Genomic DNA, 12868 nt, shown 5'->3' with positions numbered 1-12868 from the left:
AAAGGTGCCGTCTCGGCCGAGGTAGACCGGTTTGACTACAGAGTAGCGTAGATCCTTGGGAAATGCGCTTCCAGCCGACGTTCCGCCGGGGACTTTCCGCAAGAGTGCGTGCGGTTGTTTGATCCGAGGGGTCGGGCCCGCAGGTGTTGAAATTGCGACAAAAAACGCCCCGTCAACGAGACGAGGCGTTATTGGATCTGCAAGGGTAGCCCGGTTTACTCGCCGAAGACCCGGCGGAAGATCGTGTCGACATGTTTGGTATGATAGCCCATGTCGAATTTCTCGTTGATCGCTTCTTCGCCAAGGGCGGCGACCACATCGGCATCGGCCAGCAGCAACTCGCGAAAATCGACGCGGTCTTCCCAAACCTTCAGAGCGTTGCGCTGTACCATGGCATAGGCGTCCTCGCGGCTGACGCCGGCTTGGGTCAGGGCCAGCAGCACCCGCTGCGACATCACGAGGCCGGGGAACTTGTTCATGTTCTCCAGCATGTTTTCCGGGAACACCAGCATCTTGTCGATGACACCGGCCAGTCGATGCAGGGCAAAATCGAGGGTCACCGTGGCGTCCGGGCCGATGCCACGCTCGACGGAGGAGTGCGAAATGTCGCGCTCATGCCACAGCGCCACGTTCTCCATCGCCGGGATCACCGCCATGCGCACCAGGCGCGCGAGGCCGGTGAGGTTCTCGGTCAGCACCGGGTTCTTCTTGTGCGGCATCGCGGAGGAGCCTTTCTGGCCCATCGAGAAGAACTCGGCGCCTTCCAGCACTTCGGTACGCTGCATGTGGCGGATTTCCACCGCGATGTTCTCGATCGAGGAGGCGATGACGCCAAGGGTGGCAAAGAACATCGCGTGACGGTCACGCGGGATCACCTGGGTGGAAATCGGTTCGGGGCGCAGACCCAGCTGCTCGCAGACGTATTCCTCGACGCGCGGGTCGATGTTGGCAAACGTGCCCACGGCGCCGGAGATTGCGCCGGTGGCAACTTCCTCGCGCGCGGCCAGCAGGCGGGCACGGTTGCGGTCCATTTCAGCGTAGAAGCGGGCAAAGGTCAGCCCCATGGTGGTGGGTTCGGCGTGGATGCCGTGGCTGCGGCCGACGCGCACGGTGTTCTTATGCTCCAGCGCCCGTTTCTTCAGGGCGGCCAGCAGTTTATCCATACCAACCAGCAAGAGGTCAGCGGCACGGACCAGCTGCACGTTCAGGCAGGTGTCCAGCACGTCCGAGGAAGTCATGCCCTGATGCACGAAGCGTGCTTCTTCCGAGCCGACATGCTCGGCCAGATGGGTCAGGAATGCGATGACGTCATGCTTGGTGACGGCCTCGATTTCGTCGATGCGGGCGACGTCGAACTCCACGTCCTTGGCTTTCCAGACGGCGTCTGCGTTCTCGCGCGGGATCACGCCGAGGTTTGCCATGGCTTCGCAGGCGTGGGCCTCGATCTCGTACCAGATCTTGAACTTGGTCTCGGGGGACCAGATGGCAACCATATCGGGACGGGAATAGCGGGGGATCATGGGCGAGGGCACCTTTTCATGTGACTGTGCAGCAGATGCCCGGCCTCATAGATCAGCAGGCGCAAAACAGCAAGGCTGGGCAGTCGGGATGAGGCAGTTTGCCCTGTTGGCCTGACCCGCTTCCGCTCCCATCTTCCGGGCCACAGTCGGTTTTAAGGGCGCAGCGCTCCCGCCCGCGCTGCGTGCATTCGGGACATGCACTGGCGCAGTTGGGCGTGGTACCGCGCAGCGCGCGGTGCCACGCCCAAGGCCGTTGGCCTTGCAGCCTGGCTGCAAGGTCCGGGCGCGGGAGCGCCGCCGAATTGAGGGACCTGCGAGCTCCGAGAACCGATCACTCTTCCAGCGGACCTGAAGTCGCGAGAGAGGTCACCACGCGGGCACCGGCCTCCAGCGTGCGGTGAACCGGGCATTTGTCGGCGATTTCCAGAAGCTTGCTGCGCTGCTCGTCACTCAGGGGACCTGAGAGGCGGATCCTGCGGGTGAACTGGTCGATCTTGGCAGGACCGCTGGGCAACGCATCCTGCGCGTGCACCTTGTCATGACTGATGTCGACGCTGATGCTTTCCAGTGGCCAGCCCTTGCGGCGCGCATACATGCGCAGGGTCATGGATGTGCAGGCACCAAGCCCTGCGGAGACAAAGCCGTAAGGAGACATTCCCCTGTTGGTGCCGCCGTAGGCGAGTGGCTCATCGGCCAGCGCGTGGTGGTGAGGGCCGGATTGAACATCCTGGAGAAAGCCGTCGGGATCTGCCTCCGTGACCCGCAGTACGCCTTCCGGAGCGCCAGGAGGTGGTGCAGGAGGGGTCATGTCTATGTAGCGTTTCGCCCAGGCAGCGATCACCTCTGCCGCGTACTCGGCGTCTTCTGCCCGGGAAATGAGATGGTCGGCATCATCCAGCGTGATGAAGCTTTTGGGGTGTTTTGCTGCCGTGAAGATCGACGCCGCGTTGTCGATGCTGACGGTTTCGTCACGCGGGGCGTGCAGCACCAGAAGCGCGGCCTTCAAACCCTCGATCGCCGGTTCCAAAGCCTCCGCACGAATATCGTCGACGAATTCCTTGCCGATCACAAAGGGGCGCCCGCCCAATGTGACCTCTGCCTTGCCCTTGGCTTCGATCTCGCTCAGGGCTGCGTCAAAGTGATGTGTCACGTGACCGGGATCGAAGGGCGCGCCGAGGGTTACCACGCCCCGAGCAGAAGGGATGTCCGCGCGCGCGCGAAGGACTGCCGCACCACCCAGCGAGTGGCCGATCAACAGGTCGGGCGGGAGTTGGCGGTCAGCCAGATACTCCGCGGCGGCGATCAGGTCCGCGACATTGGACGTGAAGGTGGTGTTCGCGAACTCTCCCTCCGAATGTCCGAGCCCGGTGAAGTCGAACCTCAGCACCGCGAAGCCCATCGCCGCCAGTCGCGCGGCAATGCGGCGGGCGGCCGGGATATCCTTGGAGCAGGTAAAGCAATGGGCAAACAGGGCGGTGGCCAGCACCGGCCCTTCGGGAAGATCAAGCCGTGCGGCAAGGCGGTCTCCGGTCCGGCTGTTAAAACTGATGCGTTCAGTGGGCATGGCGTGGCCTTTGTTCTGTGCTCGCTTTAGACTGTGACCGCAGCCCCGGCAGGACAAGCCCGCCGTGGGGAACGTCACGGGATGGTGAAGGCAAATGAGCGACAGGATCAGCGGTATTGGGAGTTACCGGCCGCAGTCGGAGCGGGACCGCGCGATGTGGCAGCGGCTGGACCGGTTTTGCCAGAGCGAGCCGCTTGCCTTTGAGCGGGACCCGACCACCGGCCATGTGACAGGCTCAGCCTTCGTGATGTCGGCGGATATGGAAAGCGTACTGTTGACCCATCATCGTAAGCTGGATCGCTGGCTTCAGCTTGGGGGGCATTGCGATGGCATCGCCGATGTGGCGTTTGTCGCATTGAAAGAAGCATATGAAGAAAGCGGGCTCAGCCGTATTCGTTTGCTGTCGTCGCAGGTGTTTGACGTCGACATTCACCAGATCCCCGAAAGACCCGGGGAGCCAGCGCATCTTCACTATGACGTGCGCTATTTGTTTGTCGCCGAAGCAGGCCAAATACGCGCCAGCGCGGAATCCAAGGCGCTGGCCTGGGTGCCGGTGTCGCAGCTTCCCGAGCTGACGGACAGCGCTGGTGTCCTTGTCCTTGCGGAAAAACTGGGATCGTTTCTGCGGGGCTGTTGAAGCATAGCTTGTAAACCGCGACGCTGCGCTCTTGCGGGGCTTGAAGCGATTTTGCATGTGGCAAAAGCCATGGCAGCTGCTACCCCTTGGGGATGACTGCGATTCTTCAGACCACGATCCCCTATGATCCTTTGAACGCGCGTAAATTGCCGGGTGTTCAGCCGCTGGTGCCCGAGGACTGGATTCAACGTGACGAGGCTTATTCAGCGCAGATCGCTGAACGCGAACGCTTGCTCGCCGATCGCCGGGATCAGGTTCTGAAAATGTCATCCTCGGCACTGCCTGCGGCTACGGAATTGCTGGAGATGGTGCTCGCGGCTGGGGAGACGGTCGAGGATGGCGCGGTGATCCGCCAGGATGGCCGACGGGTGGCGCTGGATTGGCAGGACCCGCTCGGCAGCCTGGGGCGCATCGCACAGCAGGACTTCTGCATTCTGGAGAAGCCGACGGGTTCGCCGGAGCATATCCTCACCGGGGCGGTTCTGTGTTTCCCGGCGAGCTGGACGCTGGCTGAGAAATACATGGAGCCACTTACCGCGATCCATGGGCCGGTGGACAGCTATGATGCCGGGATCGCCGCGCGGGTTCAGCGGTTGTTCGATGGTGTCCAGCCGGGGCGCCCGCTGTGGCGCTTCAATGCCCTTTGGTATGAGGATCCAACGCTGTTTCAGCCGCGCAGCCAATCGGCACCGCGTCAGCACAGCAGGCAAGATCAGGCGCTGTACCTGCGCAGCGAACGTCAGGCAATCCTGCGCCTGCCGCGAACGCGTGCGGTCGTCTTCTCTATCCACACGCGGGTTTTGGCACGAGCGGCCGTGATGCGGCAATGGGGGCATCCCGCGGCGGCTGGCGCAGACCTCGCGTGAGGCGCCAGCCGTCCAGGCCGGGTGAATTGCGCCTGTCAGGGCAAGAGTGGACGGGCGGCCTGAACGGTACCGGCGCTGTCGAGAAACAGCAGCAGGGCCGAGACGAGCAGTAGGTGTCCCACAAATTGCATGCGACGTATGTCGCCGAACCGGAGCGTCGCGCGCTTCAACGGCTGCAAACGGTTCGCGCAGCCATCGGCAACCGCCAGAATGCGGCTGCTATTCAGCAGCGTGCTTGGCGCAGTTTTTAGTCGATTGCGCAGCGAGGGTTGGGTCTGATCTTCGCCCTGTGCCCGAAAATTGGCCGTCAGAACGGCGTCGTGGCTCCGCTTTTGCGCGCGCTTCCGCTGCGCCGCAAGGTGCAAGCTGTAGTCGCCGCGATTGATTCCGGCTGCCCGGAAAACCCTGTCGCAATGCGCGTCGAGCGCCGGTGCCGCCTGATCGATCGGAGCGAAGCAGGCGCGCCCGCGGGGCCGCTGCGCCTTGCGTTGTGCGGATCGTGGCGTCTTCGGCTTGGGGGGCGGCGTTTCATGTCCTTGCGGGGCGGTCGTCCGTTCCTTCAACGGCGCAATGGCGGGCACCACCGATGAAGGCGCTACAGTGGAGGCAGGTCGCAGCGCAGGTGAAGATGTGAAGGCGCTGAGAAACTCTTCGCAGCTCAGGACCACAGGCGCATCTTGCCATTCTACGGAGGTGGCTTCCAGATTTTCGATCAGTCTGCGCAGCATTTCAGCCAAGAGCAGCTCACTGATTTCGCGGTCGCAATGGTCGGGAAACACTGGCGTCAAAGACAAGTCCAGCAGCGCCGTAGGCTGCATGATGTGACTTGCTAGGCGGCTGGTGCGCCGCAGCGGGACGCGCCGCAGGCGAAGGGTTACATGGTAGGAATCGCAGAGCAGCCGGGCAGTGTTTTCCGCGCGGGCCTCCATCGTTTCGGCTGGATGCCCGAAATCGTCAAGCAAGTCGAAGATGACCGAAACCGCTGCCCCGAGGGTTGCGTTGTCCCGGCTTTCCAATCCCAGTTTGCCTGTGAATTCAGCGTTCTCTGCCATGTTTCGGTTCCTCCATTCAAGGTGCCGCTGGGAGAACGATAAAATTTGAACGGGTTCAAAGTTGGGCAGAAGTCGGAAGCATTAAACATAAATGCGAACTAGTTTTTATTGAAATGTGAAATTGTTTAAGTGGTTGAAGTTACGATAAATATTCTGGACGCCGGACGCCATGTATCGGCGAATGCGGCCCAACTGTGGCGGTTGCCCGACACATTGGCGCCGCAAGGTTTACAGTGACGGGGAATCGCAAAAACTGTTTTCCCCCTGGCTGTTCGAGTCAGCCGTCGATCTGTCGCCCCATGATGGCCAGGGCTTGCTGATAGACAGTCGCGGCGTTCCATTCCTTGAGGATGCGGAAGTTGGGTTGTCCGGGTTGATAGCCCTTGCCCGGTTTCCAGCCTTTCTGGCGCAGGAAATGCGCGGTCGAGGCCAGCGCATCACCCATGTTGTAGAAATCAACCCGGCCGTCGCGGTTCCAGTCGACGCCATAACGCAACGCATTTCCGGGCAGAAACTGGGTATGGCCCAGCTCGCCGTGCTTGGCACCCTTGGTGGTGGCGGTGATGGCGCCCTGGTCGACCAGCTTCAGCGCCCCCAGCGCATGCGGGCGGAAGAAGTCGGAGCGGCGGCAATCATAGGTCAGCGTCACGATGGCCGAGACCACCTGGCTGTCGCCCATGTAGTTGCCAAAGGCGGTTTCCATGCCGTGAATGGCGATCAGTACACCCGCGGGGACGCCGTATTTGCGCTCAAGCGCGGCATAGAAATCGGCGTTGCGTGCCTTGCGCTTGCGGCCCTGCGCGACAATGGTGGCCGAGCCGCGGACCTGCATGAACTTCTCCAGCGAATAGCGGAAGCTCTTCTGATTGCGGTCGGCGGCGATGGTGCGGCTGGCGTATTGGGCGCTGGCCAGCGCCTGCAGTCCTGCCTTGCCGACGCCTGCACGCTTGGCCTCGCGGCTGAAATCCTGTTTCCAGGCATTGAACCCGGAGGAAGTATTGCCGCAAGTTGCGGCCAGGGCGGGGGAGGCAAGAAGGGCGGAAATCAGGGCAGGGGCAATCAGCCGACGCATTGGGAAACTCTCAGCAGGGATACATCCGGGCCAGCCTAACGCGGCGGGCGCGCATGTCTAACGAGAAATCCGGCTGCTTGTTCCCATCCGCGCGAAATCGCCGGTGCGTTCAGGCGAACGCGGTTTCAGCCGCCAATGCCAACCCGTCCGCCACTGCCGTCATCGCGTTCTGTGTTTCCAGCCGGGCAGTGGGGCAGAGTTGCTGCATCTGTGCCTGCACGGCTGCCAGCAGCGAGGAGCCGCCCACCAGCACCACGCGCGTGACCTGCTCTGGTGAGATGCCCGCCTGCTGTAAAGTTTCCTCGGCACAGGCGCCGATGGCGGCGGTCTGCTCTGCCAGCGTCGCGTTCATCGCCTGCGCGCCCAGCGGCACCGACAGCCCGCGCTGCAGCAGCTTCAAATCGATGCTGCCGTCACCGTCTGCGCCATTGGAACGGATCTTGCCGCGCTCCACCGCAAAAGCCAGCTCATGGCCCAGCTCATCCTCCAGCACGGTGACCAGCCGGGCGAGCTTCTCCGGTTCCACCGCGTTGGCTGCCAGATCCCGCGCTGCGCGGCGGCTTTCCGGCGCATAGAGGAACGGGATCATCTGCCAGGTGGCCAGATCGTTGAACAGCCGGTTGGGCGCGGGCAGGGTGCCGCCCCCGAAGGTGTTGCGGATCTGGCTGCCGCGCCCCAACAGCGGCATCACGTGCTGAATGCTGAGCTGGCGGTCGAAATCGGTGCCGCCCAGCCGCACCCCGTGCGAGGCGAGGATCCGGGTGCCGCCATCCGCTCCTTGCTCGAACGCGGTGAAGTCCGAAGTGCCGCCGCCGATATCGACAATCAGTCCCAGCCCCGGTGCAGGTGCCGCCGCGCGCAGGGCGGCCTCGGGTTCGTACATGAACAGAACGTCATGAAACCCGGCCTCCAGATAGCAGGCGCGCAGGTCTGCTTCGGCCAGTGCATTGCGGGTGTCATCCTTGGAGTGAAAGCGCACCGGCCGCCCGGACAGCGCGTGGGTGAACTCCATATGGGTTGCCGTCTCGGCGCGGGTTTTCATTGCCGCCAGGAAGCGCGCGATCAGGGTGGCAAAGCTGATCCGCTCGCCGCCCAGACGGCGTTCCTCGTGCAGAAGCGGGGTGCCCAGCAGGCTTTTGAGCGCGCGCATGAACCGGCCTTCCTCGCCGCTGATCAAGGCGCGGGTGGCGCTGTGGCCGATGCGCATGACGCGACTGTCTTCCTCGAAGAACACCGCCGTCGGCAATGTCTGCTCACCCGGTTCCATCTCGACCAGCCAAGGGCGGCCCGCAACCGCTATCCCCGCGGCGGAGTTGGAGGTGCCAAAGTCGATGCCAAGAGTGTTGGGAATGGCCATGATGAGGCTCCTGCTCTGGGGTCCAAGCGGGCCTGAGTAGCGGCAGCCGTGGCAAGGATCAACCGTGCAGTCATTGCGCAACGAAAAAGGGCGCCGCGAGGGGCGCCCTTAGCCATAGTCTAATCAGCGGCTTAGCAGCTGTAGTACATGCCGAACTCAACCGGGTGCGGGGTGTGCTCGTACTTGTAGACCTCTTCCATCTTCAGCTCGATGTAGCCGTCGATCTGGTCTTTGGTGAACACGTCGCCCTGCAGCAGGAAGTCGTGGTCGGCGGCCAGGGCGTCCAGTGCTTCGCGCAGCGAGCCGCAGACGGTCGGGATGCCTTCCAGCTCTTCGGCCGGCAGATCGTACAGGTTCTTGTCCATGGCTTCGCCCGGATCGATCTTGTTCTTGATGCCGTCCAGGCCGGCCATCAGCAGCGCGGCAAAGCACAGGTAGGGGTTTGCGGACGGGTCGGGGAAACGCGCCTCGACGCGCTTGGCTTTCGGGCTTTCGGTCCACGGAATACGAACACAGCCGGAGCGGTTGCGAGCGGAGTAGGCGCGCAGAACGGGGGCTTCGAAACCGGGGACCAGACGCTTGTAGGAGTTGGTCGAGGGGTTGGTGAAGGCGTTCAGGGTCTTGGCGTGCTTCAGGATGCCGCCGATGAACCACAGGGCCTCGTCCGACAGGTCAGCGTATTTGTCGCCTGCGAAAAGCGGCTTGCCGTCCTTCCAGATCGACATGTTGACGTGCATGCCGGTGCCGTTGTCACCGTAGATCGGCTTGGGCATGAAGGTGGCGGATTTGCCGTAGGCGTGGGCCACGTTGTGGATCACGTATTTGTACTTCTGCAGCTCGTCGGCCTGCTTGGTCAGCGTGTCAAAGATCAGACCCAGCTCGTGCTGGCAGGACGCAACCTCGTGGTGGTGCTTGTCGACCTTCATGCCCAGACGCTTCATGGTCGAGAGCATTTCGGAGCGCAGGTCCTGGGCTTCGTCGGTGGGGTTGACCGGGAAGTAGCCGCCCTTCAGGCCCGGGCGATGGCCCATGTTGCCCATTTCGAACTCGGCGTCGGTGTTCCAGGAACCGTCGGTTGCGTCGACCTCATAGGACACCTTGTTGATGGTGTTGGAGTAACGCACGTCGTCGAACAGGAAGAATTCAGCCTCGGGGCCCATGTAAGCCACGTCGCCGATGCCGGAGGACTTTAGGTAAGCCTCGGCCTTTTCGGCGGTGCCGCGCGGGTCGCGTTCATAGGCTTCGCCGGTGTCGGGTTCGACGATCGAGCAATGCAGACACAGGGTCTTCTCGGCGTAGAAGGGATCCACGTAGGCGGAGTTGGTGTCCGGGATCAGCTTCATGTCGGAGTTTTCGATCGACTTCCAGCCAGCGATCGAGGAGCCGTCGAACATGAAGCCCTCTTCCAGGAAGTCCTCGTCGACCAGATCGACGTCCACCGTCACGTGCTGCAGCTTGCCACGCACGTCGGTAAAGCGGATGTCGACATAGGCGATGTCTTCGTCCTTGAGTGTCTTGAGAACTGCGTCTGCGCTCATTCCCTCGGTCCTTTTATAGAAAAACAGTTAGAATTTTGGGTGCGTTACAGCGCATCCGGTCCGGTTTCGCCGGTCCGGATACGAATGGCTTGCTCGACCGGCGAGACAAAGATCTTGCCGTCGCCGATCTTGTCGGTCTTGGCGGCGTCAACGATGGCTTCGATCGCCTGGTCGACCTGATCGTCGTCCAGCACGACCTCGACCTTCACCTTGGGCAGGAAATCCACCACATATTCGGCGCCGCGGTACAACTCGGTGTGGCCTTTCTGACGACCGAAGCCCTTGACTTCGATCACGGAAAGACCCTGCACACCAACGTCCTGCAACGCTTCCTTCACCTCATCCAGTTTGAAGGGTTTGATGATGGCTTCGATCTTTTTCATCGGTGTGGCTCCTCACAAGCTTGTTGAGGACGTCATTTCATTTCTAGATGATGTCAGCAATGCGCGGCTGGGGAGCTGCGGCAATAGTGGGCAGTTTTTGAACCGATGTGATTAAAAATTAGGCGAAGCGATTTAAAAATGTGCAGAATTGAAACTCGCGGGAGTAAAACGTGATGGCGCCACTGACTGCGTCCCAGATGCGCGCCGAGGAGCAAGCCGCAATCGCCTCCGGCGCGGTGAGCGGTCTGGAGCTGATGGAGCGGGCTGGCCGGGGCGTTGTGGAGGCCATTTTCGAGGAGTGGCCGACCGTTTTCGACGGGCGCGACGGCAGATCGTCAGCTTGCCCCGCGCATTCGGACGAAACCGGGGCCGCGTGTCAGGCAGTGGTTCTCTGCGGGCCGGGCAACAATGGCGGCGACGGTTTTGTGGTGGCGCGTCTTCTTCGGGCGCGCGGGTTTGCCGTCGAGGTTTTCCTCTACGGGGACCCGGCGGCATTGCCCCACGATGCGCGCGTGAACTATGCAAGCCTGGCCAAGTCGGGAGCGGCTCAAAGTTGGAGTGGTTCGGCAATACAAGATGCCGTTGACCGTTTGGCGGGGACGCCGCCCTTGGTGATTGATGCCTTGTTCGGTATCGGTGTCAGTCGTGAGTTGCCGTGTGAAATGCAACGGATGTGGGGCGCCTTGTCCCGTTTCACTATTGTTGCAATAGACTTGCCAAGCGGGATCGGAAGCGACGATGGCGCGAACTACGGTGCATTGGCCGCGGATCTGACGGTCACCTTTCACCAGGAAAAGATCGGCCATATGACGGGCGCAGGGCCAGAGTTCTGCGGTAAGGTAATTGTGAAAGATATTGGATTATGACTGAAGCACAGTCGAATCTCGGAGCCGTGATGCAGCCTATCGAACAAGAAAATTTGCCGGACCTTCAGAAGCTTGTCGGGCACAAATACTCTCATGGGCATGCCTTGGTGCTGTCGGGGGGTCACGGGAAGTCGGGGGCGGCCCGGCTGGCTGCCCGCGCGGCATTGCGAATTGGAGCAGGGCTGGTCACGGTTGGCTCGCCGCGCTCGGCCATGCTGGAAAACGCGGCCAACCTTACTGCGATCATGCTGCAGCAGATCGACGGCGCGCATGGCGTCAGTGAGCTGCTGGAGGACAAGCGCTTCAATGCCGTCTGCCTGGGCCCGGGTCTTGGGCGCGGTGCCGATACCCAGGCGCTGGTGATGGCGGTTCTGAAGGAAAAACGGGTAACGGTTCTGGACGCGGACGCGCTGACGCGGTTTGAACTCAAGCCAGACGCGCTCTTTCAGATACTGCATGAGGGATGCGTGCTGACGCCGCATGGTGGAGAATTTTCCAAACTCTTCCCCGATTTGGCGGAAAGGCTTGAGGGCAACGCGGATGACGTCCCCCGTGCGCTCAAGGTCGAGGTGACCCGCGAGGCCGCCAGTCGGGCCGGCTGTGTTGTGCTGCTCAAGGGTGCAGAAACAGTGATTGCCGCGCCAGATGGGCGTTGCGCTGTGAACGCAGCGACGGGCGCTCGGGCCGCGCCGTGGCTGGCGACGGCCGGGTCCGGGGATGTGTTGGCAGGCTTTATCGCAGGATTGTTGGCGCGTGGATTTGAGCCGATGGAGGCAGCAAGCAGCGCCGCCTATATTCATGTCGAATGTGCGCGCAGCTTTGGCCCTGGCTTGATCTCCGAAGATTTGCCGGAACGGATCCCGACGGTGTTCCGGCAGATGGGTCTTTAGCCGCTGAGGTTACGCTGCAGGGCGGAGGCTTTCCTCCGGCGCTGCGGCGGCTGCCAACTCCAGCCCGTTGGCGTAAATCACATGGGGGCGGGCGAATTCCAGGATCACCAGGTTGGCCATCTGCATCCCGAGGTCGCAGATGGTCACGCCATCGACCAATTCGTAGGCGGGAACAACCGCTTGGGGCTGGCCGAACATCACTTGCGCGAGCCGGTCGCGCACCAAGATACGCTGATCCCAAGGCACAACCTGGCACGAGCCGTTGGCGGATGCGTGGCCGGACACCCGCACCGTCTGAATCATTGCCTTGCGGGATCGTACGGCAATAATCTCGGCAAGCCCGCCGGTTCGCGTGACCAGCTGATCTCCGGCATCAAGGGTTTCGACCGGGCACGGTCCAGTAGCGGTTTCGACCCGCGCGCCCTGCAGAAGAGTAACGGTCTGTCGCCCTTGGAGCAGGCGACGAGTTTGCACGCGTGAATTGATCGCTGCCCTTGCGCGCAGGGCAGCGCTGTCAAACGGTTTCATTGTTGTTGTGCTCGCTTTGTCTGCCTCAGACTTTTCCCCGACACTACGGCATTAGGCGAATGGAGGCCCAGTGCTTTTGAGCGAAAAGCCGCGCATGACAGTCAGTTTTGATAGAGTTTGTTGCGTAAATGCACTGTTCACTACGGTTCCAGAAAGAGTGTCTTTTCCTCTCGCATCCGCCTGAAAGCTTTGCTATTGAGCGCGGCATGTGGCGGCCAGGGCTGCTGCGATACGTGCGGGTGTGGCGGAATTGGTAGACGCACCAGATTTAGGTTCTGGCGCCGCGAGGCGTGGGGGTTCAAGTCCCTTCACCCGCACCACCTTGTTTTTAATCGAAAAATTCCGCTGATCTTGGGCCGTCCTTCGACGTGTGCTCGGAGTGTTTTACACTTTGTTTTACACTCTGGGATCTGTTCTCATTCCGTTTTTGTTCTGTTCCTGGAGTGCCCCATCTGAATTGGCCCACCGTTATGTTCAGGAAACGGAGGACTGAGAATGGCGAACAAGCGACACAAGCCTGAGGAAATAGTTCAGAAGCTGCGGCAGGTTGATGTGCTTGTCGGACAGGGGATGCAGCGCGTGGATGCGATCCGCG

Annotated in this window: 10 protein-coding genes, 1 tRNA gene and 1 pseudogene; 4 read left to right on the top strand and 8 right to left on the bottom strand. The window is 61.7% G+C overall.

Annotation, left to right across the window (positions count from 1 at the left end):
• Positions 1–215 precede the first annotated feature (215 nt).
• Both purB and AB9K35_RS11970 read right to left on the bottom strand, forming a co-directional pair.
• Entirely contained in the window at positions 216–1520 is a 1305-nt protein-coding gene (gene purB, locus AB9K35_RS11975; protein ID WP_222453641.1) for an adenylosuccinate lyase, read from the bottom strand.
• 331 nt (positions 1521–1851) lie between these two features.
• Positions 1852–3084: an alpha/beta fold hydrolase gene (locus tag AB9K35_RS11970; RefSeq protein ID WP_369926340.1), complete on the bottom strand. Its 1233-nt coding sequence runs from the start codon at positions 3082–3084 to the stop codon at positions 1852–1854.
• Positions 3085–3178: 94 nt separating this feature from the next.
• Here AB9K35_RS11970 and AB9K35_RS11965 point away from each other — a divergent pair, with 94 nt between their 5' ends.
• Positions 3179–3721 (top strand): NUDIX hydrolase, encoded by a 543-nt coding sequence (locus AB9K35_RS11965; RefSeq protein ID WP_369926338.1) that lies wholly within the window; start codon positions 3179–3181, stop codon positions 3719–3721.
• A gap of 92 nt (positions 3722–3813) precedes the next feature.
• The gene (locus tag AB9K35_RS11960) at positions 3814–4587 is read left to right on the top strand and encodes a DUF3445 domain-containing protein (protein ID WP_369926336.1); all 774 of its coding nucleotides are present in this window, start codon (positions 3814–3816) and stop codon (positions 4585–4587) included.
• Between the two features lie 35 nt (positions 4588–4622).
• Here the strand turns inward: AB9K35_RS11960 and AB9K35_RS11955 are convergent, their stop codons facing one another.
• The 5 genes from AB9K35_RS11955 to AB9K35_RS11935 all read right to left on the bottom strand — a co-directional run bounded on the left by AB9K35_RS11955 (position 4623) and on the right by AB9K35_RS11935 (position 9989).
• A complete protein-coding gene (locus AB9K35_RS11955) occupies positions 4623–5639 on the bottom strand; it encodes a hypothetical protein (protein WP_369926334.1) in 1017 nt (338 codons plus the stop codon).
• A gap of 277 nt (positions 5640–5916) precedes the next feature.
• Complete coding sequence (locus tag AB9K35_RS11950; protein WP_222453636.1) at positions 5917–6711, bottom strand: lytic murein transglycosylase; 795 nt, start codon at positions 6709–6711, stop codon at positions 5917–5919.
• Between the two features lie 109 nt (positions 6712–6820).
• Positions 6821–8068, bottom strand: coding sequence for an Hsp70 family protein (locus tag AB9K35_RS11945; RefSeq protein WP_369926332.1), 1248 nt, complete (start codon positions 8066–8068; stop codon positions 6821–6823).
• A 131-nt stretch (positions 8069–8199) separates the two neighbouring features.
• A complete protein-coding gene (gene glnA / locus AB9K35_RS11940) occupies positions 8200–9606 on the bottom strand; it encodes a type I glutamate--ammonia ligase (protein ID WP_222453634.1) in 1407 nt (468 codons plus the stop codon).
• A 44-nt stretch (positions 9607–9650) separates the two neighbouring features.
• Positions 9651–9989: a P-II family nitrogen regulator gene (locus AB9K35_RS11935; protein WP_008554830.1), complete on the bottom strand. Its 339-nt coding sequence runs from the start codon at positions 9987–9989 to the stop codon at positions 9651–9653.
• A 173-nt stretch (positions 9990–10162) separates the two neighbouring features.
• On the opposite strand from AB9K35_RS11935, the pseudogene AB9K35_RS11930 reads away from it, so the two are divergent.
• Positions 10163–11745 (top strand): annotated as a pseudogene (locus tag AB9K35_RS11930) (NAD(P)H-hydrate dehydratase).
• A gap of 9 nt (positions 11746–11754) precedes the next feature.
• Here the strand turns inward: AB9K35_RS11930 and AB9K35_RS11925 are convergent.
• On the bottom strand, positions 11755–12273 hold the full coding sequence (locus tag AB9K35_RS11925; protein WP_369926328.1) for a Hint domain-containing protein: 519 nt from the start codon (positions 12271–12273) through the stop codon (positions 11755–11757).
• Positions 12274–12508: 235 nt separating this feature from the next.
• Here AB9K35_RS11925 and AB9K35_RS11920 point away from each other — a divergent pair.
• Positions 12509–12593 (top strand) — tRNA-Leu (locus AB9K35_RS11920).
• Positions 12594–12868 lie beyond the last annotated feature (275 nt).

This window comes from Leisingera sp. XS_AS12, from assembly GCF_041224635.1.
Classification (GTDB): domain Bacteria; phylum Pseudomonadota; class Alphaproteobacteria; order Rhodobacterales; family Rhodobacteraceae; genus Leisingera.
Note: the sequence above shows the minus strand (reverse complement) of the source record. Positions and strands in the feature narration are given on the sequence as shown.